Origin of the sequence: Aeromonas sp. s7(2024) (genome assembly GCF_040907825.1) — a bacterium.
Taxonomy (GTDB): domain Bacteria; phylum Pseudomonadota; class Gammaproteobacteria; order Enterobacterales; family Aeromonadaceae; genus Aeromonas; species Aeromonas veronii.
Genome location: NZ_JBFOCM010000023.1, coordinates 125396 through 146905 on the forward strand (window position 1 = coordinate 125396; position 21510 = coordinate 146905).

The window sequence follows — 21510 nt, forward strand, 5'->3', positions numbered from 1 at the left end:
CCGCCATCTTTGGCGAACTCTGTCACGGTGGGCCGCAAGGCCCCATAACCCCAAGGAGTTGTTGATGACAATCCAACACAAGGCCGGCGCCCTGCTGGCAGCCGCCCTCACCCTCACCACCCCGCTGCTGAGCCAGAGCGCTCACGCGGCCGATGACAAGGTGGTCTACTTCTACAACTGGTCGGAATATGTGCCGGACGGCCTGCTGGAGCAGTTCCAGCAAGAGACCGGCATCAAGGTGATCTACTCCACCTACGAATCCAACGAGACCCTCTACGCCAAACTGAAAACCCATGGCGACGGCTATGACGTGGTGGTGCCCAGCACCTACTTCATCTCGAAAATGGCCAAAGAGGGGATGCTGCAGCCGCTGGATCGCGCCCAGCTGCCCAACTTCAAGCACCTCGACCCTACCCTGCTCAACCACGAGTACGACCCGGACAACCGCTACTCCATCCCCTATATCTGGGGCGCAACCGGGATCGGCACCAACACCGACATCATCGAGCAACCGGTTACCAGCTGGAAACAGCTCTGGGCACCTGAGTGGAAAGAGAGCCTGCTGCTGATGGACGATGCCCGCGAGGTGTTCCATATCGCGCTGGTGCAGCTGGGTTACAGCCCCAACACCCAGGACAAGGCACAAATTGCCGAAGCGTTTGAATACCTGAAAAAACTGATGCCCAACGTCAAGGCGTTCAACTCCGACAACCCGGCCGACCCCTTTATCGCCGGTGAGGTCAATATCGGCATGCTGTGGAACGGCTCGGCTTACGGCGCCCAGCGCGAATACCCCTCCATCCAGATGACCTACCCCGAAGAAGGCGCCGTGCTCTGGATGGACAACCTCGCCATCCCGGCCAAGGCCAAACATGTGAAAGAGGCCCACGCCCTGATCAACTTCCTGATGCGCCCCGATGTGGCCGCCAAGGTGGCCGAGGCAATTGGCTACCCCACCCCGGTCAAGGATGCCATTCCCCTGCTCACCCCGGCGTTTCGCAACAACCCCATGGTCTTCCCGAGCGACGAGATCAAACGCAAGGGCGAATTCCAGTCCGATGTGGGGGATGCCTCCCGCCTCTACGAGCAGTACTTCCTGCAGCTAAAAGCCATGGTGGCCAAGGCCGGTTAAGTCGGCTGTTAATCGGCCCTGACGGGCTTAATGGATTAAGGGAGCAATCGCTCCCTTTTTCATCTTCACCTCTTCGATGCCTAAACACGACAGCACACCGCTCGACACATGGCGCGCCTAGTGTCTGGCCTCCATCAAGCTGGCCCATCGGCTCGAAAATCAACCCAATGTACCAGCCAGGACCACACCAGATAGTGGCTGACCACTGAGTGTTTTTTACGTGACCTCAAGGAAGAAGATTAACGCCCAAGAATGAACACATATGTGCATATATGTATAAATGTGTACATGTGTGCGCATTTCTTCTACACTAAACTCAAGTTAACATTTCACGCGCCAGACAGCCGTCTGGCGCTGACTATAGTAAGGAGGACATATGGCCAACACTGCACAAAAAGCCCTGAAAAATGGCGCCATTGACCCCAGTAAGGCACTGCCTGTGGTATTCCGTATCCTGGATAAGTGGCACTGCAATACAGATGAACAGCTGAAACTTCTTGGCATTTCATCCCGTTCAACATTGAACAAATACAAAGAGTCAAACGGCGGGATCCGTCTGACCGTGGATATGCAAGAACGGATGAGCTACATCCTCAATATCCATAAGTGTCTGAGGATGCTGTTCAGTGCCGACGACAGCATCTACGGCTGGGTGCGCAAACCCAACAGCCATCCCTTCTTTGCCGGGCGCAGCGCCATGGACATTATGAACGCTGGCCGCGTGGCTGATTTGTATGAAGTGGCCACCCGTCTGCATGCCTGGCGCGGGGGGATGGCCTGATGCAAGAGCCGCCACTGATTGAACTCAAGGGGGAGCGAGCCTATCGGATCATTCCAAGCCGCTACCCCACCATCGATCTCTATGAAGACGTAGCTAATGCGGACGAACTGGAGGCCGTCTGGGCCATAGAGTCACTGACCAATGATCGGTTGAATGAAGCGGCGGGTGATCTGTCGTTGGTACCGAAAGAGGATTGGTTGGTCGGGCTAAATGGCAGCAGCTATGTGATGGCAGCCTTCACCCATATCAACCCGGAAGGAGCCCGATTCACCACTGGCGATTTCGGCGGTTACTACTGCGCCCCCCTGCTCGATACTGCCATCAAAGAGACTGTGTATCACCAAGAGCGCATGTTCGGCTACACCAACGAACCCGCTCAGAAAGTACAGATGCGGGTGCTCTATACCGAGTTCAACGCCAATCTGGTCGATATCACCAGCGCGGAATTTCTCTCCACCCCGCTTTATCACGCAACCAACTATGGTCAATCCCAAGCTTTCGCCCAAGAACAGAAAACCAAGGGGATAGACGGTATCCACTACCGTTCTGTGCGCCACAGCGGTCATAACTGCCATGTGCTCTATCGCCCCCGTCTGGTCACCAAGATTCACCAAGCCCAGCATCTGGAATACCACTGGAATGGCAGTGCCATCGCCAATGTGTTGGAAATTAAGCTATATGGGGAATAAGGTTCTGTCTTATTGATAATAATTGCGGTGCTCCCCTTCAAGCCTGAAAGGATCATCGCAAAAAGGAGCTGTATTCCCGCACACGGGCATCAGTCTTCCACCTGCATGATTTCTCACAGATAGAGTGCATCGCGAGGCGGGAGCGCTATTGCCCCCCCAGTCCTTTCAGTACCAACTTGCCACCCCTCAGTCGTCAGCGATGCCATCAAGCTCAGCAACATCTGGTTCGAGGTTTTGGCCAAGGGGTTTAGGGTGTGGGCAAACAGCAAAGCGGCCAAAGTCGATTAATTCTGCACTTTTTCATCACCCCTCAGGGGTGTAGATTGGTTGGGGGGCAAACGTTGCCCCCTCTCTTTTTCATGACTGCCCGTGGTGCTCCGCGAAGCAATCTTTCGCCAATATCGCGGGTGGCCTGAGCCAATCAGGAGTATTCATGTCCGATCTGACCCTCTATTTCGCTCCCGGCACCTGTGCCATGGCCGTGCAGATTGCCCTGCTGGAAGCGAATGCCCCGTTCCAACCCCGTCTCGTCAACCTCGCCGCAGGGGAGCAACGTGACCCTGCGTATCTTGCCATCAACCCCAAAGGGCGGGTGCCTGCCCTTGTCACCGAGCAGGGCACCCTGACCGAGACCCCGGCCCTGCTGCTCTATGTGGCGCAGCGCTTCCCCGCAGCCAAGCTGGCGCCGCTGGACAACCCGTTCCTGCTGGCCCGCATGCAGGAGGTCAACAGCTTCCTCGCCTCCACCGTGCATGTCTCCCACGCCCACGGTCGCCGTGGCAGCCGCTGGGCCGATGACGAGCAGGCCATTGCCGCCATGCAGCAGAAAGTCGCCAGCAATATGCGCGATGGCTTTGCCCAGATTGAGCAGCACTATCTGGCAGGCCCCTGGGTACTCGGCGAGCAGTTCAGCGTGGCGGATATCTATCTGTTCGTGGTCGCAGGCTGGCTGAAAAGCGATAGGGTCGAGATCAGTGAATTCCCCAAGGTTGCCGGTCATTATCAGCGCATGCTGAGCCGTCCGGCGGTCGCCAAAGCTCTGGCCAACTAACCATAAAATCAATAGCTCGATGAATAACAAGGGTGTCAGGGCTCTGCTGACACCCTTCCTGCCTCCTCCCCTGCACTTCTTCTCCCGCCTTTGAGATCGTTTTCACATTTCCGTGGTTTTGCCGTGGCCCTTCCTTAGTAAAAGGCCTATCTTTGCGCCATGACGCAACCGGTTGCGTAACCGGTTGCCTAGCGGTTCACAGATTGACGGGCCAAGGCCTGATGAGGTGCTGTATGAAACGAGGCGTACTGCTCAATGCTCCCCTGAGTGCTCTGGTGGCACAGATGGGCCACACCGACGAGATCACCGTCTGCGATGCAGGCTTGCCCATTCCGGCAGGGCCGGAGCGGATCGATCTGGCGCTGATGGCGGGGACGCCCAGCCTTGCAACCGTACTGACCGCGCTGCTCACCGAGCTGGTGGTGGAGAAGGTGATCATGGCAAGCGAGATCAAGCAGATCAGCCCCGCCGCCCATCAGGCGCTGGTCGATCAGCTTGAGGCTCACGCAGCCGCCCAGGGCAAGTCCATCGCCATCGAATACTGTCTGCATGAGGAGTTCAAAACCCGCTCCCGCCAGAGCAAGGCGATCGTGCGCAGCGGCGAGGTGACTCCCTACGCCAACCTGATCCTCTGCGCCGGTGTGGCGTTCTGACATTCTTCAAAGAAGGCCTCTTCAAGGAAGCTGCAAATGAGCACAACCTCCCCCCTCTCACCCATTCTGGAGCTGACCGGGATCGTCAAGACCTTCCCCGGTGTGCGCGCCCTCGACGAAGCGGGTCTGCGGGTCTATCCGGGCCAGGTGATGGCCCTGCTCGGTGAAAATGGTGCCGGCAAATCCACCCTGATGAAGGTGCTGACCGGTATCTATCAGGCCGATGCGGGCGGCGTCAGCTACCGCGGTCAGTCGGTCCACTTCAAGGGGCCGCGCGATTCTCAGGATCAGGGGATCAGCATCATCCATCAGGAGCTGAACCTGCTGCCGGAGTTGTCGATTGCCGCCAACATCTTCCTCGGGCGCGAACCCCGTACCCGTTTTGGCAGCATCGACCACAAACAGCTGCGCGAGCGGGCAAGCGGCCTGCTGGCACGACTTGGCGTCAAACATGGGCCGGATACCCGACTCGGGGATCTCTCCATCGGCGAACAGCAGATGGTGGAGATCGCCAAGGCACTGTCGTTCGATGCCAGCGTCATCATCATGGACGAGCCGACCGATGCGCTGACCGATACCGAGACCGAGCAGCTGTTCAAGGTTATCCGCGAGCTGCGCGAACAAGGCTGCGGCATCGTCTATATCTCCCACCGCCTCAAGGAGATCTTCGAGATCTGCGATCGGGTCACTGTGCTGCGCGATGGCAAGTGGATCGGCGAGAAGGCGGTGAGCGATCTGGATGAAGACAAGATCATCGAGATGATGGTGGGCCGCCGACTGGAAGAACAGTACCCGCGTCTTGAGCGCGAGCTTGGCCCCGTCAGCCTGCAGGTGAAGGATCTGGCCGGTCCCGGCGTGCGCGGGGTGAGCTTCTCCCTGCGTCAGGGGGAAATTCTGGGCTTTAGCGGCCTGATGGGCTCAGGCCGTACCGAGCTGATGAAGCTGATCTACGGCGCCAGCCCGATCAGCGCCGGTGAAGTGGCAGTGGACGGTCATGCTCTGGTGCCCAAAAGCCCGGCGGATGGGCTGGCCGCAGGCATCGCCTATATCTCTGAAGATCGCAAGGGCGATGGGCTGGTGCTGGAGCTGTCGGTGCGCGAAAACATGAGTCTGTGTGCCCTCGACGAGTTCATCAGCAACGGCAAGATTGACGGCAAGGCCGAGCGGCAGGCGGTGAGCGACTATGTGCGCCTGTTCAACATCAAGACCCCGAGTCAGGATCAGCTGATAAAGCTGCTCTCCGGCGGCAACCAGCAGAAGGTGGCCATCGCCAAAGGGCTGCTGACCCGGCCCAAGGTACTGATCCTCGACGAGCCGACCCGCGGCGTCGACGTGGGGGCGAAAAAGGAAATTTATCAGCTGATCAACCAGTTCAAGAAGGAGGGGATGAGCATCATTCTGGTCTCCTCCGAGATGCCGGAAGTGCTCGGCATGAGTGATCGCATCATGGTGATGCACGAAGGGCGCATCAGCGCAGAGTTCAACACCCGCGATGCCAATCAGGAGAAGCTGATGGCGGCGGCAGTCGGTAAACAGTGGCAAGCAGAACAAGAGGCATCCCAATGACAACCCAAACCCTTTCCCGCCGTGGCGTCATGAGCAAGGCGTGGTGGATCGAGAACAAATCCCTGGTCGCGCTGCTGGTCCTGATTGGTGTGGTCTCCTTCCTGAGCCCCAACTTCTTCACCGCCGACAACCTGCTCAACATCCTGCGCCAGACCTCGGTCAACGCCATCATGGCGGTCGGCATGACGCTGGTTATCCTCACCGCCGGTATCGATCTGTCGGTCGGCTCGGTACTGGCCCTGTGCGGCGCGCTGGCTGCCACCATGGTCGCCATGGAGCTGCCGATCTGGCTGGTGGTGCCCCTCACTCTGGGTGCCGGTGCCCTGCTGGGCGGCGTCAGCGGCCTCATCATTGCCAAGGGCAAGGTGCAGGCATTTATCGCCACCCTGGTCACCATGACCGCCCTGCGCGGTATCACCATGGTCTATACCGAGGGTCGCCCCATCTCCACCGGTTTCAGTGACGGCGCCGATCACTTCGCCTGGCTGGGTACCGGCTATCTGCTCGGTCTGCCGGTGCCCATCTGGCTGATGGCCATCGTCTTCCTGCTCGCCTGGTTCATGCTCAACCACACCCGCCTCGGTCGCTACATCTACGCGCTGGGTGGCAACGAATCTGCTACCCGCCTCTCCGGTATCAATGTGGATCGGGTGAAGCTGGCGGTGTATGGTCTGTGCGGCGCGCTCTCGGCACTGGCAGGGCTTATCGTTACCTCTCGCCTCTCCTCTGCCCAGCCGACAGCGGGCATGGGTTACGAGCTGGATGCCATCGCCGCGGTGGTGCTGGGTGGTACCAGCCTGATGGGCGGCAAGGGCCGTATCATGGGTACCCTGATAGGGGCGCTGATCATCGGCTTCCTGAACAACGCCCTCAACCTGCTCGATGTCAGCTCCTATTACCAGATGATCGCCAAGGCCAGCGTGATCTTGCTTGCCGTGATGGTCGACAACAAAAGCACCCGATAACAACGTAAAACACGCCACACACAAGGAATGAAATGATGAAAAAGCTCAATACCCTGCTCGCTGCCGCCATCATGTCCGTGCTGGGCACCGCCCAGGCTGCTGACCATACCCTGGCGATGGTGGTCTCCACCCTCAACAACCCCTTCTTCGTCACCATGAAGGAGGGTGCCGAAGCCAAGGCCAAGGAGCTTGGCTACGAGCTGGTGGTGCTGGACTCCCAGAATGACCCGGCCAAAGAGCTCTCCAACATGGAAGATCTCACCGTGCGCAAGGTCAACGCCATCCTGATCAACCCGACCGACTCCGAAGCGGTGGGCAACGCCATCCGTCTGGCCAACCGCGCCAACATCCCGGTACTGACTCTGGACCGCGGCGCCGCGCAGGGTGAGGTCAAGGCTCACATTGCCTCCGACAACGTGGCGGGCGGCAAGCTGGCCGGTGACTTCATCACCGAAAAACTGGGTACCGGTGCCAAGGTCATTCAGCTGGAAGGGATTGCCGGTACCTCCGCCGCCCGTGACCGTGGCGAAGGCTTTGCCCTGGCCGTGGCGGCCAACAAGCTGCAGGTGCTGGCTTCCCAGCCGGCCGACTTTGACCGCACCAAGGGTCTGAACGTCATGGAAAACCTGCTGGCGGCCCACCCGACCGTTCAAGCAGTCTTTGCCCAGAACGACGAGATGGCGCTGGGTGCCATCCGCGCGGTGCAGGCTGCCGGTAAAGAGGTGATGATCGTCGGTTTCGACGGCACTGACGATGGCAAAACCGCCGTGGCCAAGGGTAAACTGGCCGCCACCGTGGCCCAGCAGCCCGCGCTGATCGGTGCCATCGGCGTCGAGACTGCCGACAAGGTGCTGAAAGGTCAGCCGGTCGAGAAATCCATTCCGGTACCGCTGCAAGTGGTCAGCAAATAAATCACAAGGGGGAGGCTCGCCTCCCCTTTTTCCCCTCAATTACGGTGCCTCCCGGCTTGAACTCACTCAGTCATCGTGTTCAAGCCAAGATGCATCAGGAGTAGTCAACATGAATCGTCTCGTCGTTCTGGGCAGTGTCAATGCAGACCACGTGCTGCGCGTTCCCCACTTTCCGCGCCCGGGTGAAACCCTGACTGGCCACAGCTATCAGGTCGTGCCCGGTGGCAAGGGGGCTAATCAGGCAGTCGCTGCCGCCCGCCTTGGCGCCCCCGTCTCCTTTATCGCCCGCATCGGTGATGACGCCATCGGCCACCAGATGAAGAGCGGTTTTGCCAAAGACGGTATTGACGTGAGCGCCGTCGAGCTCGATCCCACGCTCCCGACCGGTATCGCCATCATCTATGTGAGCGATGAGGGGGAGAACAGCATAGGTATCTCCGCCGAAGCGAACGGTGCCATCACCCCTGCCGTGGTGAAAAACCATGAAGCGATGATCGCCGACGCCCACACCCTGCTGTTGCAGCTGGAAGTGCCGCTCGAGAGCGTTCATGAAGCAGCACGCCTGGCTCGCGCCCACGGCACCCGGGTGGTGCTCAACCCCGCCCCTGCCCGTCCGCTCTCAAGCGAACTGCTGGCGCTGGTCGACCTTATCACCCCCAACCAGACTGAAGCCGAGCTGTTGACCGGCGTCAAAGTCACCGACGAAGCGAGCGCCCGCGAGGCGGCCGCCCGCTTCCACAAGATGGGCATTGCGGACGTGATGATCACTCTGGGGTCGCAGGGGGTCTATTGCAGCAACGCCCAGCAGCAACAGCTGATCCCGGGCTTTCGGGTCAAGGCGGTGGATACCACAGCCGCGGGCGATACCTTCAACGGCGCCCTGTTGGCGGCGGAACTGGCCGGAGCCGATTTCCACAGCGCGGTGCGCTTTGCCCACGGGGCGGCGGCACTCTCCGTGACCCGATTCGGTGCCCAAAGCTCGATCCCGAGCAAGCAGGAGGTCGACACCTTCCTGCTTGAGCAGACTGCGCAGGGGCACTGATGGCCAATATCAAGGAGGTGGCGGCACTGGCGGGGGTCTCCACCACCACCGTCTCCCATGTCATCAACGAGACCCGCTTTGTGGCCGAGGAGACCCGTGAGCGGGTCTTCGCTGCCATGCGCGAGCTCAACTATGCCCCGAGTCTGGTGGCCCGCAGCCTTAAGGTGAAGGAGACCAACAGTATCGGCATGCTGGTCACCACCTCCAGCAACCCCTTCTTTGCCGAAGTGGTGCGCGGGGTGGAGCGTTACTGCTTCGAGCAGGGCTACAACCTGATGCTGGGCAACACCGAGGGTCAAGCCGAGACGGCCCTCTCCTACCTCAAAATGATGCTGCGCAAGCGGGTCGATGGCCTGCTGATCATGTGTAGCGAAGGCCAACAAGAGGTGTTCAATCAGCTCGACTGGCTCAAGAGCCTGCCGGTGGTGGTGATGGATTGGGGGCTGGTCAGCGAGGATGTGGATCTTATCGCCGACAACTCCTTCCATGGCGGTTATCTCGCAACCCGCCATCTGATTGAGCTGGGCCATACCGCCATCGGTTGCATCACAGGCCCCCACAGCCGCGCCCCCGCCAACCAGCGCCAAGCTGGCTTTGAGCTGGCGCTGCAGGAGGCGGGTCTCACGATCAATCAAGAGTGGATCCAGGAGGGGGATTTTGACTGCGCCAGCGGCCATCAGGCGATGACACGTCTGCTGGCATTGCCAGATCGCCCCACCGCCCTCTTTGTCTGCAACGACATGATGGCGATGGGGGCCATCAGTGCCGCCCATCAGGCGGGACTGGTGATCCCGCGCGACCTATCCATTGTCGGCTACGACAATGTGGCGCTGGCTGAATTTATGTCGCCGCCACTCACCACCGTCAACCAGCCCAAGGAGGAGCTGGGGCGCCTCGCCGTCACCCGCCTGCTGGCCCGCATCAACGGTGAAGCGGTGGAGAACCACCTGATCACCGTCGACCCGGACCTGGTGATCAGACAATCCTGCGCGCCCGTCCCTGACGTTCAGGGGCAATAAACGAACAAGGCGACCCCTGGGTCGCCTTGTTTCATTTTGTCTCTTGCCGATGCAATACCGCGTTTTGCCCTCAGGCCAGCGACCTTGTCTCCCTGGCTGCCAGCACTTGCAGTGGCACCAGCCCCAATCGTCTGGCCAGCGGTTGCAGCAACTCGCCATCTTCATCACCCTGCGGCAACCAGTAGCGGACAGGCCAGCCGGCTGCCAGCTGCGCCGCGGTGGTGCTGCCAATCTCTCTGAGCGCCAGAGTGCAACCCTGCTGCCGCAATCCCGCCAGCAAGGCACCATCCGGCTGTAGCGTCGGTACCAGCAACACTAGCGGCGTACGGGAAGCCTCCGGCAAATAGGCCAGTAGATGGGTCAGCTGGGCCTGATTGTCGAGCGGGACCAGCAGTGCCCGACCATCGTTATACTGCGCCTCGTGCGCTTGCAGCACACGGGCCAACACGGGCCCCAGCACACCGCACTCCTGCAGCCAGCGCATATAGCAGGGTACTCCCTGCTCACGCCACTCAAGCGCCAATTGCCACATCTCGTTGCCCTGCCCGTCTGTGAGCTCCTGCAATGCCACTCGCAGCGGTGCAGGCTCGCGCCCAACCAGCCACTCTCGCAGCTGATGAAGCTGCTGCTGACTCAACTGCAACTGCTGCAGCATGGCCGGCTCAAACCAGCTGATCGCCCCCTCCTGGCTACGCTTGGCCTGGTTGAGGGCCAGGATCGCCTGATCCAGCAGCCGGGCGGCATCCTGTTGCTGCGCCTTGGCGACCCCGAGCCGACAGGCCAGATCGAAGCTGCATTCCCGGGTCACGAACTCGAAATGGAGCAGATCCACCAGCTCATGAATGGCGGTTTCCAGCGCATCATCCGCTTTGGTCAACACCACGGCAAATTCATCTCCGCCGAGCCGGTAAGCGTGGCTGCCATGGGCCTGTTGCAGCTTGTCGGCCACCATCTGCAACAGCCGATCACCGACCTGATAACCCAGTAGATCATTGACCTGCTTGAAGCGCTTGAGATCGAGCACCACCAGGGCGCTCACATCATCGGCATGCAGAGCGCGAGAGAGCTGCTCCTGCAGGGCACGGCGGTTGCCAAGCTGGGTCAGGGGATCGAGCAGGGCAAGCCGACGGTTCGCCAGATTGGCGCGAATGAGGGCTGCGACCAGAGCGCCACCGGTCAGCAACAGGATCAGTTGCCAGATCTGCAGCCAGAACAGGCTGTTGCGGATCTGGCTGACCGAATGCTCCCGCTCCTGGCCGGAGAGGATCTGATCCCCTATCTGTTCGATGAGACGGGTCTGGCTGGCGATCGCCTCCTGCAAGCGGGCAAGCTCAGCCCCCTCGCGAAGCGCACCAGCCTCCATCTGGGGTTCGAGCTGCTTGATCTGCTCGAACAGTGTGGCCAGCACTTTGCCGAGCCCGTGCCGCTGGCGCATCTCGGCGGTTTCACTGCTGATGAGGAAGATATCGAGCCGGTTCCACAGCAGATCGTAATCGAGGCTCAGGGTCTCCATCGACTGTCTGCCAGCCCGGTAGAGCTGCAGATCGTAGAGGAAACGCTGGGATTCGAGCATCACCTGGCTGATGTTCCAGTGGACATTGCGGTAGAAGGTATCGACCAGCTGCTCCTGCCGATACTGCAGATAGAGGCTGCTGCCCGACGAGAGCAGAAACAGCAGCGACACCGCAACCAACAGCAGATTTTGGCGGGATAGCCCCATCAATCGACGATCTCGATGCGGGTCACCTGCCACACCATGCAGTTATGGATGGCGGGCACGTCCAGCTTGGGATAGGTGGTGAACGGGATGAGCAGCCAAAGCGGCCCCTTGTTGCGCCGGGTCAGCGGTTTGCCGTCCTCCTGACGCACCAGGGTCAGCGGCACGCCGTCGAACAGGGCCAGATCCACCACCTGCTGATAGCCGTTGAGGGCCGAAACGGCGATCTTGCGAGCATCCGGGATCCCTTGCGACACCAGCACGGTTGACAGGGTCGGCCCGCGATAGTGGTGAGCGCCCTGAGTCCAGGGGGTAGTGGTGGTGAATTCGGTCTGTGGCAAGGCGGAGAGGGCCGCCTCATCGAGGCTCACCTGCTGGCCATCTGGCAGTACCAAGGTCATCAGGGGGATGGAGGCCGATGCACTGGCACTGGCCAGCATCAGGAGAAAAAAAGCGATCCATTGCTTTACTGCGGTCATGGTAATTTGCGCCAACTGCGTCCCATTTTTTAAATGGTTGCCAGTGTGGCGATTTCACCGAACCATTGCAACTGTCCCGTCGCACAGTAGCTCAGGGACCGCGCATCTCCATCCAGTTGTGCCCCTCGACTTGCCTCGGTTGATGAATGCCACACGCCTCCAGCAACTCATCGACATAGGCGGGTACCAGCAGGGAGGCTGGGCCATAGCGTTTTTCGTCAAACTGGCTACCCACCTCGCTCGGTTCGAGATTGAGCTCGATGGTGTGCGCCCCGTTCAATCCCGCTTCATGGACAAACCCGGCGGCCGGATAGACGGCGCCAGAGGTGCCGATGGAGATAAAGAGATCGCACTGGGCCAGCGCACTATAGATGCGATCCAGCCCGAGCGGCATTTCGCCAAACCAGACCACATGGGGACGCATCGGCTGAGGGAACTGGCAGCAGGAGCAGAGCTCGTCCTGATGGAGATCACCGCGCCACTCGATCACCTGACCGGACTCGGGGCAGCGGACCTTGAGCAGCTCCCCGTGCATATGGATAAGGTTCTTGCTGCCAGCGCTCTCGTGCAGATTGTCGATGTTCTGGGTGACCAGGGTGACCGTGCCGGGCAGCAGTCGCTCGAGGCGGGCCAGCGCATAGTGGGCCGGATTGGGGTGAACCTGGGGCTGTTGCAGCTGTTTGCGGCGGGAGTTGTAAAAGCGCAGCACCAGTTCGGGATCCCGGGCATACCCCTCGGGGGTCGCCACGTCCTCGACCTTGTGCTCTTCCCACAAACCGTCGCAGGCACGAAAAGTCTTGATGCCGGATTCGGCAGAGATCCCCGCGCCGGTCAGGATCACGATATGTTTATATGACTGCGCCATAAGCTGCTCCGTCTATCCCCGCACAATAAATGTGACCTTAGCACAGGGAAAAAAGTGTCACTATTCGCCCTTGGTCTTAAGCGGCGCCGCTGGCGGTGCGGGCAACCAGGCATCCAGTACCGACAGATCCAGCCTGACAAAGACCATCTCCCGCCCGGTTACCAGGGTCAGCGGCAAGCCAAGGCGCTTGAGCAGGGTCAGCATCGGCCGGTTCTGGGCCAGCACTTCCGCCGTCCACTCCCGGATCCCGTCCGCCCTGGCCAGCAGTGCCAGCGCCAGCAGAATGCGCCTCCCCGCCCCCTTGTGCTGGAAGTGATCCGCTACGATGCAGGAGAACTCCGCCCGATCGGGATGAAGGCGGCGGCGGATTGATTGCGCCTGAGCCAGCGGCTCACCAGCCAGATCGGTCAGTAGCAGCGAGATCTGTTGTTCGGGATGGTAATTGAGAAATTGGGCCACCTGTTTCGGTGGCGGTGTCCGTTTCGGACGCATAAAGCGCAGATAGATGCTCTCTTCACTCAATGCATCGTAAGCGGCCAGCATGCGGGCAGGCGCCACACCATGCAGCTCGCGCAGCAGGCACGGCACCCCGGAGACCTCCATAGCCAGTGGCAACGCGGTCCGGGAAGCCGGATGAGGCCAGCCCTCCAGTCCTTTGCCAAGGCGCTCCCGGTGCATGGGCCAGCAGAGGTAGCGCGGCATGGCTTACCAGCGCCCCGTCATACCGCGCTCTCGCCACACCTCGACGTCGAGCAGGTTGTAAGGATCATCCAGATAGACGGCGATCCCCAGCTCCCGAACCCGGGCCATAAAGCGTCCCAGCAGGGAGTCACCGGTCAAGGACTCCATCTCCGGCAAGATCCCCTGCCCCAGCAGCAAGGCTTGCAGCGGCAAACGCTCCAGCAGATCGAATGGCAGATGCTGGCTGTTATCGAGCAGCAGCGCCAGCTTGCTCCCCGCCAGACTGGCTTGCAGCACCAGCGCGAAGCGATCGGCATTGCCGAGCAGGTGGTCACGACGGTGGATCAGCAGGGTCAGTTCGGCTGGGGTACGCGACTGCTCCGTCAGCCAATCCTTGAGCGCCTCCCAGCGGCTGGGCAAGCCTGTCACCGCCAGCCAGACCGGATGAGGGGTCGCGGGACTGGAGAGCAGCCCTAGCTGACCCTGCACCTCCCCCTGCCACCGGCGGATGGTGCGGCGTTGGCCGCTCAAGCGCTGTTGACGCAGCGGGCCCAGATAGAGTCGACGCAGCAACCTGAGCAGCTCGTCGCAATCAAGCGGCTTTGCCAGTGCAGCCAGAATATTGAAACCGGCATCGTGCAGCAGGCGGCGGGCACCGTCGATCAGCGTCTGCTCATGGGCCGAAAGCAGCACAATGGGCAGCCCGACCTCCTGCAACTGGGGCTGGTTCATCAACAGACTGATGGCATCTTGCTCCACCAGACTGAGATCGCACACCAGCAGGCTGATGTCGCCCGCCGACAATGCCGCAAGGCAGGCCGATTCATCCTGTACCCACTGACAGGAGAGCCCCAACCCGGCGATGGTCTGTTGCAATTGCATCCCCTGAAACGGGTGATCCTCGAGCAGCAGCACCTTGTTAGCGGCCAGCCAGTTGCACCAGTTATGGTAACTGGCGGCAAGCCCCCCCAGCCAATCCTCGCCGATAGCGTAGATCCCCTCATGCTGCTGCAACTGGGGGAAGTAGTCCGCCTGCTGATGAGCGGCGGGGTCGTAAAGGGCAATGGCACCGGCCGCAAACAACCCTTCCCACTGCCAGCAGGCATCCGGTCGGGTACGGTGCAGCGTGACATAGGAGGGCAATGTCATGGTGCTGGCCAACTCATGGACGGTGCTGTCGAGGGCATAGAGCACAATGGGGCAAAATCCTGCCGCCTCATGCTCTTCCGAATCGAGCAACGCCAGTAATTCTTCATCAGTGATGATCATCTTGAGCCCTCTTTGAAAACTGCTGGCTGAACTCATCCAGTGCCCGGTTCAATCTGGCTTGCAGCATCGGATGGGGCGCCTGTTGCCACTCTTCAATGACCGCCACCAACGCAGTCGCCCCTACCATTCTGGCGGCCCCCTTCAACTTGTGTAAAGCAGCATTCACGCCAACTTCATCTTCTTCTGTGCTGCAGCGCTCAAGTTCGGCCAAATCATCACGGGTAGCCTTCAGATAAAGGGCGGCCAGTTCATCGGTCAGCAGCGAGGCAACCGGTGTCGGGACGACAGCATTGCTCCCCTCTTTGGCAATATGGCGCAGCAAGGTCGCCAGCTCCTTGAGAGCGACCGGCTTGTCCAGATGGCCATCGCAACCGCAGGATTGCAGCTCCCTTGCCGCCTGATCACTGAGATCTGCGGTGATCACATAGACCGGCAGACGGGCCCAACGGGCGGATTGGCGCAACTGCCTGCACAGCTCGGCCCCGTTCATCACCGGCATCTGCAGATCGGTCAGCACAAAATCCACCTCCTGCTGCGCCAGCATCTCCAGCGCCAGCTGCCCGTTGGCGGCAGTGATAACGCTGGCACCAAGTTGGCCTAGTTGCAGGCTGATCAGCTCGCGATTGACATCGTGATCTTCAACCAGCAGTACCCGCATGCCAAGCCCTGGCTGGGTGCCGGCGACAGGTTGATCCGGGGTCAACCGTGGCTGCAGCAGGGTGATGATGGTCCCGGGCACCCAGGACTCCCCTTGCCAGGCCCAATAGTAGAGCTCCTTCTCGTCCACCTCCGCTTGCAGCGTATCAACGGCGTTGCTGACGGTGGCGATCCCCAATCGACTGAGCCAGGGCGACAGTGCTTGCGCCTCATCGTGGGGTAAAGAGAGCGCCAGCTGCCGCACATTGGGCTGCCAGTCCGGCTCCTGCTGCACCCGCTTCAGGGGCAACTCGCAATAGAAGCGGCTACCACCGCCGACGCGCCCCTCGACATCGATAAGACCCCCCATCTGCTCGACCAGCTGCTTGCAGATCGCCAGACCAAGACCTGTGCCCGGCGCCCGCAGCTGCCCTTCAACGGCAAACTGCTCGAATGGCATAAAGAGCGTGGTGCGCATCTTGGCGGTGATCCCCGGCCCCTGATCATCCACACCGAAGCGCAAGGTTGATGCGACCACCTCGGCCCACAGCACCACTTCCCCACGCAGGCTGAACTTGATGGCATTGGAGAGCAGGTTGTGGAGCACTTGCCGTACCCGGTGAGGGTCGAGGGTCTGCTGGGCTGGCAGAGCCGGGTCCAACTTAAGGCGCAGTTGCAATCCCTTGGCCCGCGCCTTGGTCCAGTGCACTGCCGCCACGTGCTCGCACAACTCGGCAAAATCGGTGGGCTGGGGCGAGAGGGAGAGTTTGCTGTTTTCGTTGCGGCTAAAGTCGAGCACATCGTTGAGCAGGCCGAGCAGCTCATCCCCCGCCTGACGCACCCGCGCCAGCGCCGAATCCTGCTCTCTCGACAAAGGAGTGCTGGCCAGCCACTCCAGCAAGCCGAGCATGGCGTTCATCGGCGTGCGGATCTCGTGGCTGATGGCGGCCAAAAAGCGCCCCTTGGCAAGAACTGCCTGTTGCGCCTGCTCATGGGAGTGCTGCAGTGCTTGATCCTGCTCGACACGGGCAGTGGCATCCTGCATCACCGCATAAATTCGCCAACCCTGCGGTTGACTGCGGCCACGGCCATAGAGCTGCAACCAGCGCAGACCCTTGGTCGGATGGTGGTAGCGCATGGTGAATGCGAAGGGTTTGCCAGCCTGCAACATGGCGAACATCTCACGGCGTACCCGGCGGCGATCCTCGCGCTCCAGCATAGTGAGCACCCGTTTGGGCTCACGACGGATCTGCTGACTCGCCAGCCCCAGCAGCTCGTAACAGCCCCGGCTGATAAACTCGATACCCCCCACCCGTCCCCGCTCGAACATAAACTGCAGCACCACGCCGGGAACGGTATTGGTCAGGGCGCGCAGGCGGCGCTCTGCCTGACGCAAAAAACGGGCCTGCTCACGCAGCACACTGATATCCGACAGGGCGATGAGATCGGTGGCAGGTGCTTGCTTGTCCAGTCGCAGCGGATGCTGGACATAGGCGAAGACCTGATCCCCCAGCACCAGCTCTCCTTCACTTTTTTGGGACTGAACCGGCGGCAGCATCAACTGCTGCGAGTAGCGCAGGGCCAGACGTCGCCCCTGTTTATTGGATTTGATCACCTTGCCCTGGCTGTTGCGCAGATAGACGGGCACCGGCAACGCCTGAAACATGGTTTCCCGCAGTTCGCTCTCGATGGCCAGCGCCTTCTCGACGGCGTGACGCTGGGCCACTTCCCGTGCCAGTTGCTGACGAGACCGCCAGATCCCGCCGATGACGATACCGCTGATCAGCAGTGCCATGGCAATGGAGCCAAACCAGGCGGCGTAGCTCACGCCGGGCTGCTGCACGACGAGCAAGCGGCGCCAGCGCTGGTTAAGTTCGTCAATCTGGGTGCTGGTCAGCGCCATCAGGTTGCGATCCATCACCCCGGCCAGTTCGGTCTGACTCTTGTTGATGGCAAAGCCAAGACTGAAGCGATCTTCCAGCTCCTCGATATCGAGCCCTTCCAGCAAGTTGGTACGCTGGGGATATTGCAGCTGATATAGCTCGCTCAGCATGGCGTCAGCCTTGCCTTGTTTGATCGCTGCCAGCCCCTGCTCGAGGCCGTCGGTGCGAACCCACTCCTGATCACCGAGCTGGGCGAGCAAGGAGGGATCGTAGAGGGATTCCGGCACCAGAATACGCTGCCGCTTGAGTTGGGTGATGCGATCGGCAGCCAGCTTGCGCTTGCTGATCAAGGCAAACCGGTTGGTGGAGATCGTCCGACTGAAAATGAACTGATCCGTCAATGATGGGGATTCCGGCAAGCCGGCCATCATATCCGCCTCACCACGGCGCAGCTTTTCTACGGCCTCCGCCTTGCTGGCGGCAGGCACCAGCTTGTATTTCAGGCCGGTCTCCTGGGTGACCCAGCGCAGCACATCCGCGCTCCACCCTTTCGCCTCCCCCAGATCATTGACGCCGCTATAGGGCATCAACTCGGGATTGACCACCAGGCGAATGGTGCGACCGCGGCCGGATAACCAGGCCTGCTCGGTATCGCTGAAGTGGGGCTGGTTGACATATAGCGACCCCTGATCGAGATAGCGAGCCAGATCGGTATAGATAGTACCGGCCGGCATATGACGGATCAGGGTGTCCACCAGATTGGCCAACTCAGGCTGATCACGCATCATCAGGCGATAGCTGATAATCCGATCCTCACCAAACAGGCGGCGCAGACGCAAACCATCGGCCGGAAACTCGCGCATCAGATAGCGCAGTTGCAGATAGTCCCCCAGATAGGCATCACCCTTGCCACTCTGCAGCGCGTCGTAGACCTTCTCTCCGCTTTTTAGGGAAATAATGCGCGCCTGAGGATAGAGCTCGTGCAGCAGGCGGGCTGAGTCTGCCACCGAGTAGACCAGAAAGCGGGCCTGTTTGAGATTTTCACCCTTGTAGAGGATGGCGGCATCGGTCTCCATCATCGGACGGCTTAACCGCATGCCCTCCACGGCCTTCTTGCGGGTTCCGACATAGGGAATGATGTCGCATTCCCCCTCTGCGAGCCCGTTGCGCAATGTCTGCCAATCGGGCAGCTCTTTGAGCACAAGCGGAATCGGGAACAGCTCCTGCAACCGGGCGAGACGATCCTTGAGCAGTCCCCCCTCGGCCATCAGGTATGGTGGAGGAAGCGTCGCAGGATAGCAGAGCGAAAGCTGGCTCAGTGAATTCACATAAGCTTGGGTCGCCGGCGCCAACGGCAGCACTGTGGTCTGCAAAGGCTTGGCGTGCAATGGCAGTGCCAGTACGGCACCCAGAAGAAAAACGGGGAATTTGGTCATCTGAAAACAAAAGCCAGGCATCTGCCTGGCTTTTTATCACTCGTTGGGTTCAACATTTTCTACCCTGGCCTTGAGCTTCTGGCCAGGCCGGAAGGTCACCACGCGGCGGGCGCTGATAGGAATATCCTCGCCCGTCTTGGGGTTGCGTCCGGGACGCTGATTCTTCTCACGAAGGTCAAAGTTACCGAAGCCTGAAATCTTGACTTGTTCACCACGCTCAAGCGCCTGTCGGATTTCCTCAAAGAAGGCTTCCACCATATCTTTGGCTTCACGCTTGCTCATCCCGAGCTGGGTGAACAGGTGCTCTGCAATGTCGGCTTTGGTAAGCGCCATAGATCAATCCCTCAAGGATGCATTCAACTCTTCACCAAGGGCCCGCACGACATTGTCTACGGTCTCGGCAATCTCTTTCTCCTCCAGGGTGCGCTGGGTGTCTTGCAATACAAGACTGATGGCCAGGCTCTTCTTGTCCTCTGCCATACCAGCACCCTGGTATACGTCAAACAAGTTTATTCCAACTACCTGATTTCCGCCAACTTTTTTAATTACCGCAAGCACATCACCTGCCAGAACCTGACGATCGACCACGACGGCGATGTCGCGACGGTTCGCCGGGAACTTGGAAACTTCGGCTGCCACAGGCACCTTGGCCGGGGTCAGCTTGTCCAGCTCCAGCTCAAACATCACCGCGCGGCTCTTGAGGCCCAGCTTCTTCTCGAGGCTCGGGTGGATCACGCCGATGTGGCCGATGATCTCGCCATTGCGCAGGATGGCTGCGCTCTGGCCCGGGTGCAGGGCGCTGTGCTCGGTGCGCTCGAAGGTAAAGGTGGCCCCTTCGGCGGTCAAGTCCAGCACCGCTTCCAGATCCCCTTTCAAATCAAAGAAGTCGGCTGCGCGGGTTTTGATATCCCAGTGCTCGTCGCTCTGGTTGCCAGTGATGATACCGGCCAGCATCGGCTCCTGACGGATGCCGTTCTCGGCGCTTTCATCCTTGATGAAACGCAGACCCTGTTCAAACAGACGCACACGCGGTTGCTGACGGTTCTGGTTGTAAACAACGGCCTGCACCAGACCCGGAAACAGAGAGACGCGCATGGCGGACATCTCGACCGAGATCGGGCTCGGCAGTACGATGGCATCGCTCTGCGGGAACAGGGTTTGCTGGGTCTTGGGATCGACGAAGCTGTAGGTGATCGCTTCCTGGAAACCGCGGTCCACCAGCAGGTCGCGTACGCGCTTCAAGGTCACCTGCCCTTCTGCCTGCTCAACCATCGCCAGAGAGGCAGCCGGTTTCAGGTTCGGGATGTTGTTGTAGCCGTAGATGCGGGCCACTTCCTCGATGAGGTCTTCCTCGATGGCGATATCGAAACGCCAGGAGGGTGCCAGCGCAGTCCAACCGTCAGCATCCACAGTCACCTGCATGCCAAGGCGGGTGAGGATCTCGACCACCTGAGCGTCAGCCACGCTGATACCGATCACCTTGTCGAGCTTGCTGCGACGCAGCTTGATGGGTGCCGCTTTCGGCAGATGGGCATCGGATTTGACCTCGATGACCGGACCCGCTTCGCCGCCGCAGATGTCCAGCAGCAGGCGAGTTGCACGGTCCATCACCTTGGCTTGCAGCTGCGGATCCACCCCGCGCTCGAAGCGGTGGGAGGAGTCGGTGTGCAGACCGTAAGCACGAGCACGGCCAGTGATGGAGAGCGGCGCAAAGAAGGCGCACTCCAGCAGGATGTCGGTAGTGGTCTCGGATACACCGGTGCGGTTGCCACCGAAGATACCGGCCATGCAGGCAGGACCTTTGGCATCGGCAATCACCAGGGTGGTCTCTTTGAGCTTCACTTCGTTGCCGTCGAGCAGGGTCATCGGCTCGTCAGCGTGGGCGCGACGTACCACCAGTTCCCCTTCCAGGGTAGCCAGATCGAAGGCGTGCATCGGCTGACCGTATTCCAGCAGCAGGTAGTTGGTGATGTCGACGATGGCGTCGATGGAGCGAATGCCGCCACGGCGCAGCTTCTCTTGCATCCAGAGCGGGCTCTGGGCCTGCAGGTTCAGCCCCTTGATAACGCGCCCCAGATAACGGGGGCAATCGGCGGTTGCTTCAACCCGGATCGGGAAAGTTGCATCAATGGTGGCAACAGCTGGTGCCCAGATCGGCTCGACCACGTCCACGCTGTTGAGCACGCCGATTTCGCGGGCCAGACCGGCGATACCGAGGCAATCGGCACGGTTCGGAGTCAGATCCACGTCGATGGAGACGTCGTTCAGATTGAGGTAGTCACGAATATCGGTACCAATGGGAGCATCGGCCGGCAGCTCGATGATGCCATCGGCTTCAACGTCGATACCCAGCTCGCAGAAAGAGCAGAGCATGCCGTGGGACGGTTGGCCACGCAGTTTGGCTTTCTTGATGGTGAAATCACCAGGCAGGGTCGCCCCTACTTTGGCCACACACACTTTCAGGCCCTGGCGGCAGTTCGGCGCGCCGCAGACGATGTCCAGCAGCTCGGCTTCACCCACGTTGACTTTGGTCACCCGCAGCTTGTCGGCGTCAGGATGCTGGGCGCACTCGACCACTTCACCCACGACCACATTGTTGAACTGGCCAGCCACCGTTTCCACGGCGTCCACTTCCAGACCGGCCATGGTGATCTGCTCGGCCAGCGCATTGTCACTCAACTCGGTGCGGACCCACTCCATCACCCAGGATTTACTGAATTTCATGTTCTCTCGCC

Annotated in this window: 18 protein-coding genes; 10 read left to right on the top strand and 8 right to left on the bottom strand. The window is 60.3% G+C overall.

What is annotated here, in order from left to right:
• Positions 1-64: 64 nt before the first annotated feature.
• The 10 genes from AB5Y73_RS10310 to AB5Y73_RS10355 all read left to right on the top strand — a co-directional run bounded on the left by AB5Y73_RS10310 (position 65) and on the right by AB5Y73_RS10355 (position 9809).
• Positions 65-1132 carry an extracellular solute-binding protein gene (locus AB5Y73_RS10310; protein ID WP_005345409.1) on the top strand — a complete coding sequence of 356 codons (1068 nt, stop codon included), beginning with the start codon at positions 65-67 and terminating at the stop codon, positions 1130-1132.
• 376 nt (positions 1133-1508) lie between these two features.
• Positions 1509-1913, top strand: a complete 405-nt coding sequence (locus AB5Y73_RS10315; protein WP_005336648.1) for an MbcA/ParS/Xre antitoxin family protein — start codon at positions 1509-1511, stop codon at positions 1911-1913.
• Positions 1913-2602 carry an RES family NAD+ phosphorylase gene (locus AB5Y73_RS10320; RefSeq protein WP_005336650.1) on the top strand — a complete coding sequence of 230 codons (690 nt, stop codon included), beginning with the start codon at positions 1913-1915 and terminating at the stop codon, positions 2600-2602. The genes AB5Y73_RS10315 and AB5Y73_RS10320 overlap by 1 nt, the downstream gene beginning before the upstream one ends.
• Positions 2603-3035: 433 nt before the next feature.
• On the top strand, positions 3036-3653 hold the full coding sequence (locus tag AB5Y73_RS10325; RefSeq protein ID WP_107682988.1) for a glutathione S-transferase family protein: 618 nt from the start codon (positions 3036-3038) through the stop codon (positions 3651-3653).
• A gap of 233 nt (positions 3654-3886) precedes the next feature.
• Positions 3887-4306 carry a D-ribose pyranase gene (rbsD, locus tag AB5Y73_RS10330; protein ID WP_107682989.1) on the top strand — a complete coding sequence of 140 codons (420 nt, stop codon included), beginning with the start codon at positions 3887-3889 and terminating at the stop codon, positions 4304-4306.
• Positions 4307-4342: 36 nt separating this feature from the next.
• Complete coding sequence (gene rbsA, locus AB5Y73_RS10335) at positions 4343-5872, top strand: ribose ABC transporter ATP-binding protein RbsA (RefSeq protein ID WP_100653740.1); 1530 nt, start codon at positions 4343-4345, stop codon at positions 5870-5872.
• Positions 5869-6837, top strand: coding sequence for a ribose ABC transporter permease (gene rbsC / locus AB5Y73_RS10340; protein ID WP_107682990.1), 969 nt, complete (start codon positions 5869-5871; stop codon positions 6835-6837). The genes rbsA and rbsC overlap by 4 nt, the downstream gene beginning before the upstream one ends.
• Positions 6838-6872: 35 nt before the next feature.
• Positions 6873-7748, top strand: a complete 876-nt coding sequence (rbsB, locus tag AB5Y73_RS10345) for a ribose ABC transporter substrate-binding protein RbsB (RefSeq protein ID WP_107682991.1) — start codon at positions 6873-6875, stop codon at positions 7746-7748.
• A 109-nt stretch (positions 7749-7857) separates the two neighbouring features.
• Positions 7858-8790 carry a ribokinase gene (gene rbsK / locus AB5Y73_RS10350; RefSeq protein WP_107682992.1) on the top strand — a complete coding sequence of 311 codons (933 nt, stop codon included), beginning with the start codon at positions 7858-7860 and terminating at the stop codon, positions 8788-8790.
• Positions 8790-9809, top strand: a complete 1020-nt coding sequence (locus tag AB5Y73_RS10355; RefSeq protein WP_107682993.1) for a substrate-binding domain-containing protein — start codon at positions 8790-8792, stop codon at positions 9807-9809. The genes rbsK and AB5Y73_RS10355 overlap by 1 nt, the downstream gene beginning before the upstream one ends.
• 70 nt (positions 9810-9879) lie before the next feature.
• Here AB5Y73_RS10355 and AB5Y73_RS10360 read toward each other — a convergent pair whose 3' ends face one another.
• From AB5Y73_RS10360 to pheT, 8 genes are all read right to left on the bottom strand, one after another.
• Positions 9880-11529, bottom strand: coding sequence for a diguanylate cyclase (locus AB5Y73_RS10360; protein ID WP_181294866.1), 1650 nt, complete (start codon positions 11527-11529; stop codon positions 9880-9882).
• Positions 11529-12005, bottom strand: a complete 477-nt coding sequence (locus AB5Y73_RS10365) for a hypothetical protein (RefSeq protein WP_107683133.1) — start codon at positions 12003-12005, stop codon at positions 11529-11531. The genes AB5Y73_RS10360 and AB5Y73_RS10365 overlap by 1 nt, the downstream gene beginning before the upstream one ends.
• 91 nt (positions 12006-12096) lie before the next feature.
• On the bottom strand, positions 12097-12870 hold the full coding sequence (gene cobB / locus AB5Y73_RS10370; protein ID WP_107682995.1) for a Sir2 family NAD+-dependent deacetylase: 774 nt from the start codon (positions 12868-12870) through the stop codon (positions 12097-12099).
• A gap of 60 nt (positions 12871-12930) precedes the next feature.
• Positions 12931-13572, bottom strand: coding sequence for a GNAT family N-acetyltransferase (locus tag AB5Y73_RS10375; RefSeq protein WP_107682996.1), 642 nt, complete (start codon positions 13570-13572; stop codon positions 12931-12933).
• A 3-nt stretch (positions 13573-13575) separates the two neighbouring features.
• Complete coding sequence (locus AB5Y73_RS10380; RefSeq protein ID WP_107682997.1) at positions 13576-14820, bottom strand: response regulator; 1245 nt, start codon at positions 14818-14820, stop codon at positions 13576-13578.
• Positions 14807-18796 (bottom strand): transporter substrate-binding domain-containing protein, encoded by a 3990-nt coding sequence (locus AB5Y73_RS10385; protein WP_181497320.1) that lies wholly within the window; start codon positions 18794-18796, stop codon positions 14807-14809. The genes AB5Y73_RS10380 and AB5Y73_RS10385 overlap by 14 nt, the downstream gene beginning before the upstream one ends.
• Before the next feature lie 15 nt (positions 18797-18811).
• Positions 18812-19108 carry an integration host factor subunit alpha gene (gene ihfA / locus AB5Y73_RS10390; protein ID WP_005300715.1) on the bottom strand — a complete coding sequence of 99 codons (297 nt, stop codon included), beginning with the start codon at positions 19106-19108 and terminating at the stop codon, positions 18812-18814.
• Between the two features lie 3 nt (positions 19109-19111).
• Positions 19112-21499: a phenylalanine--tRNA ligase subunit beta gene (pheT, locus tag AB5Y73_RS10395; RefSeq protein ID WP_107682999.1), complete on the bottom strand. Its 2388-nt coding sequence runs from the start codon at positions 21497-21499 to the stop codon at positions 19112-19114.
• Positions 21500-21510: the final 11 nt, after the last annotated feature.